Source organism: Peribacillus sp. S4 (genome assembly GCF_046715815.1).
GTDB classification, from domain to species: domain Bacteria; phylum Bacillota; class Bacilli; order Bacillales; family DSM-1321; genus Peribacillus; species Peribacillus frigoritolerans.
In genome coordinates, this window is record NZ_CP175708.1 from 4,736,711 (window position 1) to 4,755,618 (window position 18,908).

An 18,908-nucleotide genomic window follows, 5' to 3' on the forward strand; every position below is an offset into this window, starting at 1 on the left:
ATACTTCTCCCAAAGCTCTATACGTCTTCCCTCTGGATCTTCAATCCCCCATTTTTTCTATATGTTTATACTGTCAACCAAATTTTCAACTTGAAAGTTTAACATCACTTGTTGTTCTGTTGGAAAATAGCGGTCATTTTCAGAAAAGAAGGAAAAGATAGTTTCATTGCCTGATTGTGGTGTAATAATGGTACCATTCCAATTTTCAATTTCAATTTTAGGACTTTACTGTACCATTTTTTTATATCCTCTAGATTTTAGTCCTCCAAAGGATTCCTCCAAAACCCTTTATTATCATAAGAATCTCCTTCCTATCCCATTAGTTATTAATTTAAATTCTAGTTTTGAAAGCGAATTCCTTCTTTCACAACCTGCCAGTTAGAACAAAAAAAAAAAGGCTGCTTCGGTTATATGTAATTCATATAAATGTTATTTTTTAGGGGTTTTATATAGTATTTAATAAGATGTTGAACATTAAAACAAGTAGAAACAAAAGGGATAGAAATCTATCACTTTTTATTTATGCTGACCTCAAAATGACCTCATTTACCACAACAACCCAAAGAATGTAATTGTAAAATTTTCAATTTTAAATTTTGGCTCTGTTAAAGTAAATTGTTGATTTTTGAGCAAAAAAAAGACCACAATTTTTGTGGTCTTTGCTTTTCCTTATTCAATTAACGCACCCGTTACTTTGTGACCGTATCGCTAAGATTGAGGAGTAAGAATGAGTTTAAACGATTCCAAGCCCCAGTATTAACACTGAATAAGGAAGAGGAGGAGGATATCTTTGATAAGCTTATTCATCTGTTTGACGGGGTTGTTGTGGAGGGTGAAATTCAAGAGGTCAAAGAAGAAGAACCAATTGACCAGCTGAAACGCTGGATCGCAAACACTGGTGAGCTCCGAGTAAATGAGTTAGCAAGATTGATAGGTTTAGGGAATAATAAGGTTCATGCCATGATGGTGGAATTAGTAAATGAAGGGTATTTGAAGAAGGAAGGCAGAAGTTATGCCATTAACGTGAATGATGAAGAATTGGATAAAAGGAGGGATAAGGAATGATACCTTTTACGACTGCATTGATAATCCCTGTTGTAACCTTCTACGCAATGATCAAAGGAATCGATTATATGTATAGTGAAATGCTGGAAAAGAAAAACCGATTACGTCCATTAACTTTCGCCAATGGAAGGACGGATGGGGATGAATAAAAAATTAGTAAAATGTAAGTCTGCGTTGATAGAATAATTGAACATAAGCAGAAGGGTTCGAGAATCTTTAAAAGATCTCGAACCCTTCTGTTTTAATATGTGAGTGTCCAGTCTAGTTTACGGGATGCGTGAAAAAAAACGAGTGAAAATATAATTTCTGGTAATCAAAGTTTAAGAGATTTTTACGAATAAAAAAAGTGAAGAAGGAAAACCCTTTAGAGTGGCTAATATGAGTTAGCAACAAACCTACATTGACATGTCATTGCGCTTGTTTTTATGAGAGATATATTTTTTCGGTATCGCAACATTATACGGCACATTACTATGTCCGTAGCTACGATGAATCATCATATACAGTAAACCAATACCTACAACTATAACTCCTGAAACGAGCACGATATAGTTATCATACCAAGGTGCATCTGGCGTTCTTGGCCAACACATGTTGATCATTGCGATGATTCCGTAGACAAGCGCACCAATATTGACTGGCAGTCCCCACTTGCCCAATTGATACTTACCACTTGGCTTCCATCCTTTTAGTCTAGCTCGAAGTGCAGCAAAGACAACCATTTGGAATCCAAGATAAATGCCAAATGCCGCAAAACTGATTACCTTTGTGAGCGCATCTGTAGACACTTTTGATCCAAGCACAATGAGGGCTGGGACAATTGCGGCAAGAAGCAGCGCATAAGGTGGAATGTGACGAGCAGCCGAAAATTTCTTTAATAATCTGCTTCCTACAATCATGTCATCACGGCCATACGAATAGGCAAGTCTGCTTGCTGCCGCTTGTAAACTCATTACACATGAAAGGAAAGAAATCAACACAATACCCAGTACAATCTTCGCGCCAACAGCACCAAATGCATCGTTCAGTAAGGTATCAACGGGCGTTACGTCCTTACCAGCGATAACTGCTGGGATATCAGCAACTGATAGTACTAAAGCCAGGCAAACAAAAGTTGCTGCAGCACCGCCAATGTAAATGGTCCGACGCATTGCCTTTGGGATAAGAACACCTGGATTCGGTACTTCTTCAGCAACATCACCACAAGCTTCGAACCCATAATATTGAAAAATTCCAATTAATCCAGCTGCTGCAAATGCATACATGTAGCTATGACTACCTTGAGCACCAAAAGAATCAAAGAGCACATCAAGACCGTGCACCCTTTGTGTGATAAGCAACCAAAATCCAACTACAAGCGCACCGATAAGTTCAGCAGCAAAACCAATAACTGCTGCAGCTGCGAGAACCTTTGTGCCAAGAAAATTGATGATAGTCGATAGTGCAAGAAGGACTACTGCACAAAGAATCGCGGAGTCCACCGATACTTCAAAACCCAAAACTTGTGCTAGATAAGGTCCAGCTCCGTACGCGACACTGGCAATCGTCACAAGCAAGGCCATTAAGTAAACCCAGCCATTCATCCACGCCCACTTGCGCCCCCATAGTCTTCGTGCCCAAGGATAAACTCCTCCTGCAACAGGGTATTGCGCAACAATCTCACTGAAGACAAGTGCGACTAGTAATTGTCCGAGTCCAACGATGAAAAAACTCCAAATCATAGGTGGGCCACCTTGCGCAAGTGCGTATGCAAATAGTGAGTACACACCTACTACAGGTGAAAGATATGTGAACCCTAGCGAAAAGTTTGCCCACGGACTCATGTCGCGGCGAAATTCAGATTCATATCCAAGCGATGCCAGTTGTGCAGCATCACTATCATAATGTTCTGACGCAGAATCTCCAGTTTTTTTATTCAGATTTTCTTGCATATTTGAGCCTCCTTAAAATGGTAGATATATTCTTATATGCAATTGCTGCGCCAATATAAAAAATAATATAAATATTCAGTTAATTTTACTTTGACAGCGGTAAATTTTACAATTAAATTTCAATTTTGATATTTTGTATTCAACTCTGAAATAATTTTAAGATGGGGGATAGGGATTTTATGCCAAATAACTTCCATCTGTTATTACTTTTTAATCATTAATGCATAATTTATTCACAACTTCATAGGAACGTGGAATTGTTGGGCAGAACCCTAGCTTTTTAGTAAGTAGTTCAGATAACGTGGAAAAAAAGCCAAATAACAAAGTAAATAACATACGAATTGGCAAGTTAAATAGCAGATTAAATAACAATATAATTAGCATAAAAAACACTTGAGTTCCCAAGTGTTCAACTAACGGACCCGTTAGTTTACGTACATTCCTTCACAATCTTTAGTTTTCGCGTTAAATAATCCTTTTACTTCTTCTCAACATATAATGTTGAGAACCTAACTAAAAGGAGTGAAATCACATGAGATATTTCCCACGCCAGGGGACAATGAGTCCACAATCCCCTCCTCCAACATTCATTCCACCAAAACCTTCTGTGTCCTATATCGTCGACTGTCTATATCAAAACACTTATGTATGGCTTATAAATGGCAGACAATTTTGGTTTTACCCTACTCGTGTGGAATATGGAGAAGTATCTGGATATAGATGGAACGGTGCTTTCTGGCAATTCTACGGTATTGACCCAAGACTTATAGATGCTGTTACCTGTCCTCCTATCCCTACATTATACTAAAATCCTAAAAAAGCCTTATCTCGAATAGTCTCAAAATAAAAGATCGCCCCTATCTTTTAATTTTGGAGGTATTGTATGACAACTTTTTATTCATTTCATGGAACTGTCACGGTGATTAGTGATTTTTTTACAGGTCAAAATGGTGAAAGAGAAGGTTGTTATAAATTATTTACAATAGAAAATGAATTGGGTTCAATAGTAAATTTCGTGGTTTCCCCCTCAACTTACTTCGTTGACCATGAAATGGTCATAGTAGGAGATCGCGTGACAGGATATTATGATGGAGATTTACCTGCTATTCTTATTTACCCTCCACAATATCAAGCGCTTGTCATGGTAAAAGATAACCCAAATCAGAATGTAAAAGTTGATTATTTTAATAACCAATTGGTGAGTAGTGATGGACAATTACAATTAAAATTATCTCCCTATACCCAAATATTATTAACAAATGGGCAACTCTTTTCAAGATATCCAGCGAACCGAGATTTAATTGTTTTCTATGGACCTGCCACAAGAAGTATCCCTGCTCAAACCACACCCTATCGTATAATCGTTTTATGTTGAGCGCATTATTATTTTCAACCAGCAATAAAAATAGGTATTTAAAACTCGTTCAGTTTTTGGCGAGTTTTTTATTATATTTTGTTCTTTCCATAACCCAATAAAATTAATATTCCTTTTTCAACTAAACTGCCCCTTTAGTTCCATAAGAAACTCCTATGGCGGCGCTCTAAAGACAGCTCCGATCATCAACTAACGAACTAGGTAACTGACTTAAAAGGTTACCTTTAGGGCAACCCTTTTTTATTAAATCTTCCTTACTTATGGGGGCCACAACTATTTATGAATGGTAAAAACCCCTTTGGCTGCCAAAGGGGTTATCGTCTCTACTTACTTACTTTTAAAAGAAACTGATCGATACGTTCTTTTTGCCGGAAGTGGTGACGGAAGTGCATTTCGATTAGCTGAAAATATTCCTTTGCATTTAAATATCCCATTCTCCGGTGCTGAACTTTCTGGCTGGCCGGAATGTCAGAGAGCCTTCTCTCGATCTCTTGCATTTTCTCAACGATTTGAAGCAGTCCTTCCTTTACTTCTTCTTTTCCTGCAGGATTTGGCGGTGTGAAATCCGGTGTATCCGGACCTTTTAACCTGATTGGAGGAAACGTCCCTTCATTGAAAATCGATTCGCCTATTTCTGTTTTTTCACCGCCATCGGAAGTAGTGCCATTAACACATTGCTCAATGGCTTTCAAATGGAGACTAAGGGTACTCTTTATTAAATGATTGTACATTTGTCCTAATGACCATTCATCCTCAGAAGGCTTCCTCGTAAACTCATCCAGCGAATATTTACTTAACTCTTCAATATAGTATGCAGCCACCTGTTCGAATCGCTTCAATACCTCTTTTGAATCCAATAGATCTCCCACTTTCTTTATAACTTTTCTTTCTTCTTAATGTTATTAACTTCGACTCACTTACAAATAATCCCTTCTCTCCTATTCAAGAAAGTAGTGATTTCTGTTTATCAGGTTTATAAACGATTGGACTTTATTTAGGTACTCTTCTTAAAACATATGAAGTTCACCTGACAAAATTGTAAGTATACCCATCAAAAATAAAACCCCTTGGCGGCCAGGGGTTTTATTCGTCTATGCTGTAGGTTTGAAACCAATAACCCACCCTTACATCCAATCCTTTCCATGTTCCCGAATGAAGTTAATATCACTTTGATAATGTTCAAGATGCCCTTCCTTTATCATCTTTTGAAAAGCAATCTCCCCTTCACTAGCTTTTCTTGTAATTGTTTTACATAACCCTTCTAACCGCAGCAATACCATTTCCAAATAGTCTGCTTCTATTCCCTCACCGTAAGATTCAAGAAACAATCTGATTCTTTGTTTTATACGGGTACCATGCTGTAATGAATGGTAATAAACTTTCTCACCTGCTTCAGAAAGATGAAATCTGCTTAAAGGAACGCAAGTATAAAGTGTGTAAGCTATGTCCCAAAGTCTTGGACCGGGTCCAGCAACATCAAAATCAATAATACCCATTGGTTTTTTACGGTTAAAAATAATGTTGTACATCGCAAAATCATTATGGCATAGCACCTCAGGTTGTTGGGGGGTGTTATCTATCGGTTGCCAGCTGTCATCAAATGAAAAATCACTAACAGAATCATGATAAAGACGGAGCATTTTCGCTATTTCCATTAAGACATCATCTGACCACATGTATTCCTTTAAAGGATAATTACCAGCTTCTCCTTCAATAAATGATAATATTTCTCTTCTTTTTTCATCTATACCTAAAAACTTTGGTGCATAACTGAAACCTTTATTCTCCAAGTGCTTTAATAGCTTATGAATCTTGGGACTATCAGGCTTTAATTCCCGTCGCACAGTATCTCCTGAACGATAAACTTCAGAAACATTCCCTCCTGTTAGCATTTCTTCATTATCAAGGTTTGACATCCATGTATCCCTCCCTAATATGACTTTCTATAACACGTAAAACAATTCCTGTTTGTAACTGCATTATAGACAGTTACGATTCACGAAACATTACGTAGAAATATTCATGGGCGAATACGATAAAGGCAGGGATTCTAGTAAATTTGTACAAGCATGTTTTGTTTCATCTCATATATATAGTAGAAAAGGAGTGATATTTATGAATTTAAGTAATGATTTTTTATGCCGTCATAATCCATTCTGCGGTCATAGTTCATCCAGCCATGATAAGTCATCCTGCTGTGATAAAGCAAAGGACAAAGGGCATAAACAAAAAAGATTTTCGCCAATCGGACAAGCATGTCAGACCCGACAACAAATAAGTGAGTTTTTAAGGACTTCCATCATAGGTTCAATCATTGGATTCACTACAACCGCTGAACCATTTACACCTATATTTGTAGAGTTACGCAGTTTTGATGCTGTTACCGGGCAAGTTATAGTTACTGACAGAGCAATGGGTAATTTCACTATTAGCCTTTCATCTATTTGTTCCGTTAAAACGATTTGTCCCGCTACAACGCAACCGATGTTTAATGCTTAAGGCTTTATAGAGGATTGGGAAAAAATTAAAAACTCCCCTAAGGGAGATGGGGGTCAGGAAGTTCTGAATGACTCCTTCATATTCTTCTCTATTCCAAGCAGGGTATAAATTGTCTCAGAAGACAAACTCGATGAAAATCGAGTTTGTCTATTTTTATGGCTTGTACAATTTGGACGTTGATGGGAACGTAGGGCACTCGCTTTCCGCGGGCGGTCGGCCCTCGGCTTTCGCCTGCGGGGTCTCTCCTAGACTCGCTTTTCTAAGCAGGAGTCTCGTACACCCGCTCCAATCAACTTTGTCTTACCTTTTAGATAGAACACTTTTGCCTGGAGTCATTTTTGTTTTAAAATAGAAGTATTAAAACTTGAGGTGATGAGGATGCTTTCTAAACTTGATTCTATTTCAGCGAGATCAACTTGAAATGATTACTTTAGATAAACTGGTGCCACCGAACCATTTGGTTCGTAAAATGGAGGCTGCCATTGACTTCACTTTTAATGCTCTAATTGCGTCTTACTTCTTTAGCAAAATCTAGTGGTGGTTCAAGGGATTTTTAGATTAATTAGATACATAGACTGCAGATGGAAATTTGCTATATAACCCATTAACAGCTGACTTTGTAGTTCAGCAGGATTTTTTGTAAAAACAAGCCCCTCTATCGGCAAGTTGTGTACAAGCTCCTCCAGAGTTGAAGAATTTGTATGTAAAAAAGGAAGGAGGTCTCTATGCATTATATCTTTATCAATTAATGTATCGAAAAAAGATACACAGTATATTTCATTTTCAAAATTGAGTGTAAAGCTTGTAAAGTCCTTGGACTTTTGCAGATGTTCGAGTACATCAGTGAAGTCTGTAGATTTATGATTTTCTTGCTTTTTAAAGAATGAATATCTTTTCAACAGACTCCACTCCTTTGATTGTAAGATATGGATATTATTAACGAATGGTAGGATTTTATACGCACGAATACTTAGTTGAAATTACTGATTAAAATTAGCGGCCAACTGTAATTTTCAATAAATTTATTAGTGAGTTTTAATCGGATAAATGAAAAAGAATCATTAAAGGGAGTTGTATTGTCTACTACTCCCTCGTCCATTGAATATTTATTCAGCCTATAACGAATAAAGATGAATCCACCCCAATACTCTAGCCATTCCCATAGATTTCTAGCATTCTTAAAAAACTTCATAATTAGGCTTGCAACAGAATGGATTCCCTGTTATATTACAATCAATTAAATATTTTCTTACTTCAAATTTTTTTGAAGTGAGGATAGAGGAGCAAAGACCATTAGTACACATTTTGAGGAGAATGAGATCCTATGACTATTGTGGAAAGGGGAATTTGCCGAAGCGGAAAGAATCTCATGTTCTTGAAGCTGGTTCTGCTATTGAATAAATACAGGACTGTCATATAGGAAACTATATGGAGGGCTATCTTATGCGCGGAAACATTTTTTGGTAAATATTGTTTCTACTGCAGCAGCGAATCCTCGTTGTTGCTTTTTTGCGTTTACTCCTGAATGGCCCTAACCACCTCTGAATATTTTTAAAAACTATACAAAAGGGTGTGAAGTTATGAATTTTGGCCAAGTTTTAACCGCAATGGTTACCCCGTTCAATCATAATGAAGAGGTTGATTTTAATGCTACGAGAACTTTAGTAAACCATTTGATTGCTAATGGTTCTGATGGATTAGTAATAGCTGGTACAACTGGAGAGTCCCCTACCTTAACTCAAGAAGAGAAAATAGATTTATTCAAATTTGTTGTTGATGTTGTTGATGGAAGAGTTCCAGTCATAGCTGGAACCGGCTCAAATAACACGAGAGCTTCCATCAGCTTAACAAAGCAAGCAGAGGCAGCAGGAGTCGACGGAATCATGCTCGTCACCCCCTACTATAACAAGCCTTCTCAAGAAGGACTATTTCAGCACTTTAGCGCTATTGCCCATTCCACTTCATTACCGGTAATGCTTTATAATATTCCAGGACGAAGTGTTGTAAACATGTCAGTGGAGACGATTGTCAGCCTCTCAAAAATCAACAATATCGTGGCAGTAAAAGAAGCAAGTGGTGACTTGGATGCCATGGCACAAATCATAAGCAAAACAACTAGTGATTTTACTTTGTACAGCGGCGATGATGGGTTGACATTACCGGTTTTAGCCATCGGTGGAACAGGCGTTGTTTCGGTTTCTTCACACATAATTGGTAATGAAATGCAAGAAATGATCAATAGCTTTAAAAATGGTGATGTCCTTGGCGCTGCCGTTGCACATCGTACACTACTTCCAATCATGAAAGCATTATTTGCTGCACCAAGCCCGGGACCAGTAAAATCAGCATTAAATATGCGGGGGGTACATGTTGGAGGTGTCCGCTTACCATTGATCCCTTTAAACGATGAAGAAGAAAGAGCACTGCAAATAGTTCTACAGCCTAGTAACGCAGAAGCCATTTTATTAAATAAATAAAACGAATGATTCTGGAGAAATTTTAAAAAGCAGTGCATACTCGAAAGAAATGCACTGTTTTTTTATCCATGTACGACTCAGGAGAAAGAATTTATACTATATATAAAGAATCAATAAGGAGAGAGCCAATGGCGGGTACACACAAACCAAACATTCTTGTATTTAGTCCCATTCAGTCAGAGGTCGATGCTTATGCTGATCATATCCGAAATCGTGGGTTTATATCGGTAAAGACAGCGAAAACTTTGGAGGAAGCAGAAAAATATTTACCCGGCACTGAAGTTATTTTGGGATGGAATTTCCCGACGCAATTACTATGTAAACCAGTTGCCTCATCTGTTCGCTGGTTTCAATCAATGGGAGCCGGGGTCAATGATTTGATTGCAGACAAATCGATACCTCAAAACATTACAATAACTCGAATTATTGACCAATTTGGTGCTTACATCTCTGAATATGTATTTTCGTTTCTCTTGGACATAGTGAAAGATGGTCCTCGGATGAGACAATCGCAATTGGAGCGGAGATGGGATCCTTTCATTTCTGAAACTCTAAAGGGGAAAACAATCGGGGTGGCTGGACTTGGATCGATTGGCGCTGAACTTGTACGTAAAGCCCGGGCATTTGATATGAATGTGCATGGGTTAAGCTTTAGTGGAAAACAAGCAACACTCGTGGATCTCCACTTTACTCCAGATCAATGGGGTGAATTTGTAAAAGATCTGGATTATTTGGTCCTGACCCTTCCTTTAACGGATTCCACTTATCATATCATTAACCAGGACCTTCTTTTAGCTATGAAGTCCAACGCTTACCTTATCAACGTCGGCCGCGGAGCACTGATAGATGAAGGGGATTTACTATCTGTCATGCGGGAAGGACATCTTCAGGGAGCGGTCCTCGATGTTTTTGAGACAGAACCGCTGCCAAAAGAACATGCCTTCTGGTCCATGCCGAATGTGTTTGTCACTTCCCACCTGTCAGGACCAAGTACGATTAACGAAGTGAGCAGCTTTTTCATAGAAAATTTAAGTCGATTTTCAAGTGAACAACCATTAAGTGGAATGGTAGATCGGAACCGAGGGTATTAAACCCGATTAGAATTGTTGTTATTTGCTTGCAATTATTTATTGAAAAGGCCGCATTCTTCAACGGAGGAATTCGGCCTGCAAACTAAAAGTGAATAATTTGATTTTTTTCAAGGATTATTGAAAGTGGATTTTCATTTGTTTAGTTTTATCTCCCTCTTACAAATCAAAAACCCTCACAAGAGATAGGCTTTTTTCGATGGAGTTACCGTGTGGCGATGTACCACCATCCATTTGTTATCTCCTCATGTATCGTTCCATAAGAAACTGGCTCACCCTTTATCAACAAGAGTTGGTGCAGTTCTCATTATATGTACTCGATGTCGAAATGAGTCGATAGTAAATCCATGCTTTGTAAATCCCATTCAAAGGTAAGTATGGCTGATTGTTTTGATTTATGAGTCAGGAGGGGTACACCATTTTTAATGATTATGCTTTCTGCATCCCAAAAACGGACCGTTTCGTCTTCGCCAGTACGATTACAGACTATTACGGGCAGCCCTGTTTCTAGTGACCTTTGTTCCCATTCTCCCTCCGGACCATGAAATCCGGGACCCCAAGAAGACGGTGCAAGTAATATTTCTGCTCCTTTTTCAGATAAGGTGCAAGCAATATCTTTGTTATATGCGTCTGCACAAATCATAATACCAACCTCAACATTGTCTGTTTTTATTGGCTCCAATACTTCCCCTGATGCTGACCAATCATCAATAACACTGATTTTTCTCTGTTTACCTATTAAATGACCTTTTTTATCTATGACAAACACAGAATTATACAACTCTCCGTCACTGCCTTTTTCAGGGCAGCCCAAAAATACAGTGCTTTTCAAATTCTTTAGTTTACTGCCCAAATTATTCATCCAAGCATCAGGTTGCTTGTTAATCCATCCAGTCCCAACCTTATGATTGAATTGAAGTCCGCTGACACATAGTTCGGGTGTTATAATCCATTCGGCATTTTTATATGATGCACTATGAATGGCTTGTTCAATCAGTTTTTGGTTATGCTCCACATCACCAGCGATGGGCAATAGGTGCAGTAAAGCTATTTTTATTTTTCCCATAGTGGTCTCCCAAACATCAACTTATATTATGGTCATGCTTGTAATGATTGTAGCATGGACATGAATTGGCTTGTTCAAGTAATCTGTCCCGAAAAAGAAAAAGCTGTTTCCTCCCCCATCTCTAAACAAGCCTTTGCTCCAATGAGCAAAGGCCGTTTTTACGAGTTTCTTCTATAATATAAACCAAATTTGCCTAAGGTGCCCCCATTCGTATACGTGTACTTTTACGAACGAATAATTTGTTCTTTGGATATCTGCTTTGAAGCATCGGGAATCTTTCGTATTTTATAATTGATCATATCTGAAGAGTAAACCTTGATACTCACCGTTCCTCCTTGGATTGTAGCCCGGATCAGGATCGGTTGATTGTACTTGTTTTTAAAACTAAAATCAGGCCCATACCAGCTTACTGTAGCATCGCGGCCAGATGGAACATACGGAACGCTCCTTGTATGGGAATAGCGTTGAACCGTTTGCAACCCTGCATTGTCGATAGCATTAAACAAGGTGGATGAAACCTGGCAAATCCCTCCGCCAATCCCTTCAGAAAACTCTCCTTTAACGATAACCCGAGCGAGCAAATATCCTTTTTCCACTGACCTCTTGCCAACAACTTGGTTAAAAGAAAAGACCTCTCCTGGAAACACGACATAATTATTAATGGCTTCTGTAGCAAGTGAGATATTATTTGAACGATTTTTATTGTTCACATTAAAATAGGTTCTATATTCACCTATCTTTTTTTCACGAATTTCCGCAAGCATTTCGCTGTCAACCTTTGGATGAATAGCAAGCAAAGGTACTTCTAGTTTGTATGATCTATTACTGTACAAAAAGGAATGAAATTGTTCTTTAAAGGCTTGATGGTATAGCTTGTAACCTACCCGCCCAGGTAGAATATTACCTTGCTTGTCCATTGTGGCATTTACAGGTTTTTGGTAAACTTGCCGGTCTATTTTTTCGACAAATTGATTGTATTTATCCATGTCCAACATAGGAACATCCAGGTAGGGCATCGTAATATCAGCATGGTTGACACTGGCAATCGTTTGTCCTTGGTGGGTTACCAATAAGCTTTCTGAAATATTCACTGGTTGAACGAATAGCAAAAGTCCGGCAATCCATGTTAATCTCATTGAATGCACCTCCTGGGTTGGTTTCCTTGAACATTCACAATTTTCACCTCAAGTCTTCATAAATTGCATCTTGATCAATAAACCAACGATCAGGCAAACTCTCCTTGCGGATCATAAAATGCATAACCTTTTTTTCTTTGCCTTCTTTCTTCTTATAAATAGCTACTTGAACGGGTACATCCACGAGAAATAGACCATTTAGCTGTTCAGGCGGTTGTCTTAAAGGGTCAATCACACCAAAATATGTAATATCTTTAACAAGTTTATTGACACGGTTAGGGTGACTCGGATTTGATAAGGTCATTGCTAATAATTCCTGATTTCCTTGATTAATGGCAATGGTAAAAATACGTATAAGTTCATAAGGATTTACCGTTTGTATATAATCATCAAGCTTACCAGCCGCTTTCAATATCATTAATTTATGAGAAAGATCTTCGTTTTTCAAACGATGCGTAATACTTCCAGAGAAATGAACACAAAAATGACCTGAAAAACCATTTGGAAGAGCACCAGCACCATGTGGCATTCCGTGCATGGATGCAGCAATCATTTGATTATTGATTAATACAATAATGGCTCTTCTATTCCAACTCCATTTATTATTATAAATTTTCTTCATGATTTGAGTATCTTCTTTGGTTAATGGCTGTACATCGGCATGATGGCTTCCTGCTCTTCGTTGTACCTTAAATGATAAACCAGTTTCAATATCGATTATGGTGAAATTTGTTTTATCAGGAATAATGTTGTTTACAATCTCCCAAGGTAACATCTCAATTTTAAAACTTATAGGTCCTTCTTCATCTTCCCATTCCATGGCATAGACCGACTGATCGACCATTAAGACAAATATAAAAATAGCGATAATTACTTGATATAATGTATTGTTTTTCATTTGACCTCTCCTGCATTTTTTCTTATTATTTCAGGACATAATAAATTGAATACCTTTGAAAATTTGGAAATTCTTCAAATTAAGCTAAAAAGGCTCAGACATGCTAGTTATGATGTTCTAATATGTACTTTTGATATCCCTAATCCGGTAACTTAGAAACTGCACAAGAGGCCATGCGGCCTGCTCCGAAGAACAATAAAAGACATGATATACAAAAAAGAAAACATCAGTGGGATTGATAATCTCACTGATGTAAGGCTTGCCTCTTATAGTCTGACTATACTTTTAATACTCTAAATGCATCTCTAACTTTTTTAGCAAAATCTAGTGGTGGTTCAATCGATTCAAAGTGCATATACATTGCCCGAGGTTCTTCAAATAACCAGTGATTATGAAGAGAAGTAACTAAAAGGTCCCTTTTTCTAAGTTCAGTTAATAACGGGTTAACTTCTTCTTGTAAAAGAACTGTTTCCCCTAAATTTAACGCATTCCCCCTACTATCAACATTTTCAAACGTAAAAAATTGCGGATTGACTAGTGGAGATTACGTTCTGCGATCAAGTATTGTGAATCTAATATTACGAAACTTTTGCACCAAGCATACTCCTTCTGGAGTAATCATTCCGTCTCCGCCTAAAATTCTTGCATATTCCTGACATAATCTTCTTCGTTTTTCCGAACTAATGAAAAATCCCCTTTCAAAAAAAAATTTTCCACATGCTAAATTCACGATTATTATATTCATCTGTTGATGAGGATATTAGTTTAAAATCCTCAACTTCTACTAATCTAGGTTATATGAACATGAAAATCCCTTCAGGTTTTGTTCTGAAGGGATTTTTGTAGAGTATTATGATACATGTACTAAAGATGCTTACATTGATAAATTGATATGGGAACAATGAAAGGCTCTCACCTTCAACAAGAAATAAAAGAAGGCAAGGGCTTTTTAACTTTTATTTGATCTTTCTTAAGTGGGGATGGATATGACTAGAAGAGTTGTTTTAAAAAGGAAATAGTCCCTCGATAGATTTTGCCATTTGCTGATGTAGAAAATATCATTGCAGAGGCTGTTTGTTGTATCATCAAGAAATTGAAGTGGCAGGAGCTGAGATGACGGGTTTCAGGAGTTTACACGTATACTTATTTCTATTTCAGGTGTTTCTAGCATGGTTATGTTAATAAGTAAGTGAAAACATAAAAAGGGCACTTCCTTGAATAAGGAAGCGCTTCCATATTATATAAAGCTATTGGACTTTCATTATAGCATGATTATCATTCAAATAAAAGGAATTAGTGTTTAATTTTAGTAATTATATTTTAACATTAGAAAGAGACCTGGATAAGTCACTGGAAAACTACTAATTTAATTCAGTATCAACAAAAGACCGTCCAGCTTTTGAAAATCGGACGGCCTTGCGGATAATAGAATGTACTTTTACTATCCTTCGTGAGGGAAAATATTTATTTAGCTGCACCAGCTTTATTTATCACTTCTTTCGCTACCTGCAATGCGGATTCATAATCTGCGTGATCCGTGACTTCCGGTACATATTCCACATACTTAATGGTTCCTTCTTGATTTATTACAAATACTGCCCTGCATTCCAATCGTTGTTCTTTCATATACGTTCCATATGCAGTACCAAAAGACAAATCAAAGTGATCGGAGAGAATGGTTATAGCTTCGACATTACTTTCTTTGCACCATCTTGCTTGAGCAAAGGGAAGGTCTGCGCTGATAGCCAACACCGCTACATCATCACCCATTTTGCTTGCTTCTTCATTTAAGAGCCTTGTTTGTAAGTCACATACACCAGTATCAAGCGAAGGAACAGTCGTGATGATGCATGTTTTATTTTTATAGTCTGTTAAATGTACTTTACGGCGGTCATTTGTTAATAGTGTGAAGTCAGGGGCCATATCCCCTACTCTTAGTTCAGGACCAATCAAGGTCACTGGATTCCCGCCTAAAGTCACTGCACCAGTACGCTCATGTGCCAAATTGAACCCTCCAACTCTCTTACTGATTTATTAGCTTCCTCGGTAGGTGCTATATCCTCCCGGAGCAACAAGCAGAGGAACATGATAATGTTCTTCATTACTTTCTATTCCAAAACGAAGTGGGACCTTATTTAAAAATGGCCTTATATTTGGATCATTCGCACCATCATTGAAATATTCCCCGACATAAAAGACAAGCTCATACTCACCTGGTTTGAGATCATCTCCTTGAAGAAGCGGATCATCCACTCGCCCATCTTTGTTTGTACAGACCTCTTTTATGAAAGAATGGTCTCCCTGTTCTGCTATGGCCCAAAGTTCTATCTTCATCCCTTTTGCCGGCAGACCTTTAGAGAGGTCTAAAACATGTGTGGTCAGCTTACTGTCCATTATCGGGAAGCCCCTACAGTTGAATCAGCTGCCTTTTTTTGTTTAACGTCCTCTTGTGTAACGACAAAGCCTTGGAAGCCAAACGGAGGACGTGGTTCCTGATAAACACTTCCTTCTGAATTCGGAATGGTTTCCACAACGGTTTCCCAGGTACGATTATTGGTTTTAAATTGAACATTCGCCAGCTGAGGGAAACGTTCCAGAATCCTAATGCCAATATGATAAATGAGCTGCTGTATCGAACGGTTATTCAGTTCATGGAACACTGTGTTTGCAATATCACAAATTTGTTCCGCTGCTACATATTTTTCGGGATCCGCTCCAGTGCCATCCTCCCAGCGGCTATATTCCCAATCGAAATCCAAGTAGATAAATAGTGGACGATCCTGAGCTTCTGGCAATGTGGTGTATTCATCTTGAATAAATCCATAAAAAGAGCTTCCTTTAACCTTGATTAAATGGACATCAACTATTCCACTTGAATGCTTAACGATTTTGCTTCCGGTAGGTGTCCTTTTGACTTCGATTGTAGTGGTAGCCCTTTCATTTCTGGAACATCGATAGACAACATCACTATTTTCATGTCCTTCCCCTTTTGGAACGAGTACATGATCGAAGGGAACTTCAGTTGCTGTCAGTTCCACTGCATCTATGTGGCTATACTTATCAAGGAAAACTTCACATATGAACTTTAAAAATCCTTCCGCCGTATTTCCTTGATAATTGGCCGCCTGGCGATGAATGATGTTTTTCATGGAATCCGTTGCAACCACCAAGCTATTATCTCCTTCCGTAAAAGAAGATAAAAAAGCTTCCCCTTTTAGAGAAATCTGGCAATTGAATCCGAAAATAGTATTATCTCTTTCTGTGAAACTTGATTCCGGTATTTTCCTCAAACCTGTAAGAGGCTGCACAAAAGTCCTGTATACAAATACATCCCCTTTACCGTAATACATCGTTCTGTTTTCATTTTGAGCTGTCATATTATTCCTCCTCCTATTTTATAAAATCAGATAACCTGTGGCTGGCAATTAAGTGGATTTGCTTGATGGCTTCCTTAAGTTCATTTGCCTGATCCAAACCAATCCTTCTTTTCATCTCTGCCTTTATCACCGTTTTATCGCTGCCACGGACAGCGAATATGAACGGAAATCCAAACTTTTCTTTATACTGATTATTTAGCGCATGAAATTCTTCATATTCATCCGGAGAAAGCGAATTCAAACCGGCTGCGGATTGTTCTTTAACTGATGCTTCAGCCATATCAATCCGGGCTGCTAAGTCCGGGTGAGACTTGATTAATTGGAGCTGTTCCGATAATGAGGCATTTTGCACAACTACTTCCATTTTCTGTTTTAGGTCCTCTACGGAAATGAATGGCTTGTACTCCCATGAACGCTCTGCTATCCATGGAGAATGTTCATATACCCAACCTAACTTTTCGATGAATGCCGCCTTGTTCAACTCATTAATGCTATTAAGGTCAGATATCAATACGGGCCCTCCCTTCTTTCAATTATTTTTTTATAATTCAAAACATTCTTAACTTAATTGAATTATATACGTGCGTTCATTTATAGGTCATTAGCTGAAAAAGCTAATATTTTTCCAACCCCTTTGTGCTTACCGCACTCACCTTTTAAAGAACAGGCCATCTTAATGGCTTAGATCTAGTTGCCAATATTCAAAAAATTAGTTAAATTAGAGAAAAAAGGCACAGCGAAGGGGACCTATCATGCATTTAACGATGATTGATGCATTAAAATTACCACAGATCAAACAATGCCAAGTGGCAGCTGGCATGCAGGGACTTAATAGAGAAATAGAATCCATCAATAGCTTTGATGCTCCTGATGTGCTTTCCTGGTTGAAGCCAAATGAATTGATCCTAACAACCGGATACTTATTTCAAGATAATCCGCAACAATTAGACCAATTCGTAATCGAATTGGCAAAAATGAATTGTTCAGGATTGTTCATCAAACTGGAAGAAATTCCGCAAACCACCATCAGCATTGCCAATATGGCCAATTTGCCTATTCTCAAAATCCCCCCTGAGTTTTCGCTATCAGATATCATGTCTCCCCTGCTTCGTGAAATAGTGACGAGACAGAATGAACAAAAAGGGCAAAGTTATAGCATGGGGGATATTTCCGGAGTTGGTGCCGAAAATTTAAGTTACGGGATTTTAGGAATGACGGAGGACAAATCCAGCTTCCAACAAATTACTGGGGGCTTCATATGTACGGTTTTACCTTTAACGCTGCAATGGAATCAAAGGAATGATTCCAATACTTATAAACAGCTTATCAAGACAATTGAAACATTAACCGAGCAATATAAAATCGATAAGCTCATAAGGAATATCAAGGGCAGTCTAGTTATCATTTATCTGGATACCATCCCCCTAGGGAACACCCGCTTTTATTCACAAGTCACCCAGATAAGCCAACAGATTATCTCCACTTTATCTACACACCTGCCAATGGAACTTACACTGGGAGTCGGTAACTATCATACAGGTATTAATAACCTGGCCAATAGCTTACAGGAAGCTTTACAATCTATTGATTTGGGAAAACGATTGAACCCAGGAAAGGAAATTTACGGCTACAAAGAATTAATAACATTTAAAATTTTGCAGTATGCTCCAAAAAATGTGCTCATGGATATTGTTACAGGTAATTTAGCACCGCTTAAGGACCATGACGATGAAACCCAGTCTGATCTGATCAAAACCTTGGAGGCATATTTGCAATGCAATCTTCGACCTGCTGAAACGGCCAGAAAAATGGGAGTACACCGAAACACTATCCATTTTCGAATTAAAAGCATAAAAAAACTATTAGGAATGGAATTAAGCAATGATGATCTGTTCACTTTAAAACTTGCCCTATATGCCAAACGCCTGCTGGATAATCGATAAGAAATGGCCCATACAAATGAAAAACTGCCAGGGATCCTTCATTCCCTGGCAGT

The 18,908-nt window shown here is 38.1% G+C and carries 18 protein-coding genes, 2 pseudogenes and 1 riboswitch; of the genes and pseudogenes, 7 read left to right on the top strand and 13 right to left on the bottom strand.

From position 1 onward, the window contains the following. Positions 1 to 60: 60 nt before the first annotated feature. Positions 61 to 295 (bottom strand): annotated as a pseudogene (locus tag ACJ9PY_RS22605) (glyoxalase); the annotation flags it as partial. Between the two features lie 530 nt (positions 296 to 825). Between ACJ9PY_RS22605 and ACJ9PY_RS22610 the strand changes: the two are divergent. Then, a complete protein-coding gene (locus ACJ9PY_RS22610) occupies positions 826 to 1,065 on the top strand; it encodes a helix-turn-helix domain-containing protein (protein ID WP_176548661.1) in 240 nt (79 codons plus the stop codon). After that, complete coding sequence (locus ACJ9PY_RS22615) at positions 1,062 to 1,214, top strand: hypothetical protein (protein ID WP_156500244.1); 153 nt, start codon at positions 1,062 to 1,064, stop codon at positions 1,212 to 1,214. Before ACJ9PY_RS22610 ends, ACJ9PY_RS22615 begins: the two co-directional genes overlap by 4 nt. 246 nt (positions 1,215 to 1,460) lie before the next feature. Here ACJ9PY_RS22615 and ACJ9PY_RS22620 read toward each other — a convergent pair whose 3' ends face one another. After that, complete coding sequence (locus ACJ9PY_RS22620) at positions 1,461 to 2,996, bottom strand: APC family permease (RefSeq protein WP_411739061.1); 1,536 nt, start codon at positions 2,994 to 2,996, stop codon at positions 1,461 to 1,463. A gap of 883 nt (positions 2,997 to 3,879) precedes the next feature. On the opposite strand from ACJ9PY_RS22620, the gene ACJ9PY_RS22625 reads away from it, so the two are divergent. Next, complete coding sequence (locus tag ACJ9PY_RS22625; RefSeq protein WP_057277227.1) at positions 3,880 to 4,371, top strand: hypothetical protein; 492 nt, start codon at positions 3,880 to 3,882, stop codon at positions 4,369 to 4,371. A gap of 323 nt (positions 4,372 to 4,694) precedes the next feature. Here the strand turns inward: ACJ9PY_RS22625 and ACJ9PY_RS22630 are convergent, their stop codons facing one another. Both ACJ9PY_RS22630 and ACJ9PY_RS22635 read right to left on the bottom strand, forming a co-directional pair. Beyond that, a complete protein-coding gene (locus tag ACJ9PY_RS22630) occupies positions 4,695 to 5,228 on the bottom strand; it encodes a DinB family protein (RefSeq protein ID WP_411739062.1) in 534 nt (177 codons plus the stop codon). A 267-nt stretch (positions 5,229 to 5,495) separates the two neighbouring features. Continuing rightward, positions 5,496 to 6,287, bottom strand: a complete 792-nt coding sequence (locus ACJ9PY_RS22635; RefSeq protein WP_145504326.1) for a phosphotransferase — start codon at positions 6,285 to 6,287, stop codon at positions 5,496 to 5,498. A gap of 199 nt (positions 6,288 to 6,486) precedes the next feature. On the opposite strand from ACJ9PY_RS22635, the gene ACJ9PY_RS22640 reads away from it, so the two are divergent. Further along, a complete protein-coding gene (locus ACJ9PY_RS22640) occupies positions 6,487 to 6,870 on the top strand; it encodes a hypothetical protein (protein WP_063575057.1) in 384 nt (127 codons plus the stop codon). A 542-nt stretch (positions 6,871 to 7,412) separates the two neighbouring features. Here the strand turns inward: ACJ9PY_RS22640 and ACJ9PY_RS22645 are convergent. Next, positions 7,413 to 7,769, bottom strand: a complete 357-nt coding sequence (locus tag ACJ9PY_RS22645; RefSeq protein ID WP_411739063.1) for a hypothetical protein — start codon at positions 7,767 to 7,769, stop codon at positions 7,413 to 7,415. 369 nt (positions 7,770 to 8,138) lie between these two features. Next, positions 8,139 to 8,317, top strand: a riboswitch (Lysine riboswitch). A 133-nt stretch (positions 8,318 to 8,450) separates the two neighbouring features. Between ACJ9PY_RS22645 and dapA the strand changes: the two genes are divergently transcribed. Beyond that, positions 8,451 to 9,347 carry a 4-hydroxy-tetrahydrodipicolinate synthase gene (gene dapA, locus ACJ9PY_RS22650; RefSeq protein ID WP_098866019.1) on the top strand — a complete coding sequence of 299 codons (897 nt, stop codon included), beginning with the start codon at positions 8,451 to 8,453 and terminating at the stop codon, positions 9,345 to 9,347. Between the two features lie 128 nt (positions 9,348 to 9,475). Further along, on the top strand, positions 9,476 to 10,438 hold the full coding sequence (locus ACJ9PY_RS22655; protein WP_411739064.1) for a D-2-hydroxyacid dehydrogenase: 963 nt from the start codon (positions 9,476 to 9,478) through the stop codon (positions 10,436 to 10,438). Positions 10,439 to 10,742: 304 nt separating this feature from the next. On the opposite strand, the gene ACJ9PY_RS22660 is transcribed toward ACJ9PY_RS22655, so the two are convergent. The 8 genes and pseudogenes from ACJ9PY_RS22660 to uraD all read right to left on the bottom strand — a co-directional run bounded on the left by ACJ9PY_RS22660 (position 10,743) and on the right by uraD (position 17,423). Next, the gene (locus ACJ9PY_RS22660; protein ID WP_411739065.1) at positions 10,743 to 11,501 is read right to left on the bottom strand and encodes a carbon-nitrogen hydrolase family protein; all 759 of its coding nucleotides are present in this window, start codon (positions 11,499 to 11,501) and stop codon (positions 10,743 to 10,745) included. A 224-nt stretch (positions 11,502 to 11,725) separates the two neighbouring features. After that, the gene (locus ACJ9PY_RS22665; protein ID WP_411739066.1) at positions 11,726 to 12,637 is read right to left on the bottom strand and encodes a VanW family protein; all 912 of its coding nucleotides are present in this window, start codon (positions 12,635 to 12,637) and stop codon (positions 11,726 to 11,728) included. Positions 12,638 to 12,680: 43 nt separating this feature from the next. Beyond that, a complete protein-coding gene (locus ACJ9PY_RS22670) occupies positions 12,681 to 13,535 on the bottom strand; it encodes a hypothetical protein (protein ID WP_063575049.1) in 855 nt (284 codons plus the stop codon). 277 nt (positions 13,536 to 13,812) lie between these two features. Continuing rightward, positions 13,813 to 14,157 (bottom strand): annotated as a pseudogene (locus ACJ9PY_RS22675) (DUF1259 domain-containing protein). Between the two features lie 842 nt (positions 14,158 to 14,999). After that, positions 15,000 to 15,539, bottom strand: coding sequence for a thiol peroxidase (gene tpx / locus ACJ9PY_RS22680; protein WP_063575047.1), 540 nt, complete (start codon positions 15,537 to 15,539; stop codon positions 15,000 to 15,002). 30 nt (positions 15,540 to 15,569) lie between these two features. Beyond that, the gene (uraH, locus tag ACJ9PY_RS22685) at positions 15,570 to 15,929 is read right to left on the bottom strand and encodes a hydroxyisourate hydrolase (RefSeq protein WP_057277121.1); all 360 of its coding nucleotides are present in this window, start codon (positions 15,927 to 15,929) and stop codon (positions 15,570 to 15,572) included. Continuing rightward, positions 15,929 to 16,912, bottom strand: a complete 984-nt coding sequence (pucL, locus tag ACJ9PY_RS22690) for a factor-independent urate hydroxylase (protein WP_053536436.1) — start codon at positions 16,910 to 16,912, stop codon at positions 15,929 to 15,931. The genes uraH and pucL overlap by 1 nt, the downstream gene beginning before the upstream one ends. A gap of 13 nt (positions 16,913 to 16,925) precedes the next feature. After that, entirely contained in the window at positions 16,926 to 17,423 is a 498-nt protein-coding gene (gene uraD / locus ACJ9PY_RS22695; protein ID WP_187050101.1) for a 2-oxo-4-hydroxy-4-carboxy-5-ureidoimidazoline decarboxylase, read from the bottom strand. 241 nt (positions 17,424 to 17,664) lie between these two features. Here uraD and ACJ9PY_RS22700 point away from each other — a divergent pair, with 241 nt between their 5' ends. Continuing rightward, on the top strand, positions 17,665 to 18,855 hold the full coding sequence (locus tag ACJ9PY_RS22700; protein WP_400448923.1) for a PucR family transcriptional regulator: 1,191 nt from the start codon (positions 17,665 to 17,667) through the stop codon (positions 18,853 to 18,855). The last annotated feature ends 53 nt before the right edge of the window (positions 18,856 to 18,908 follow it).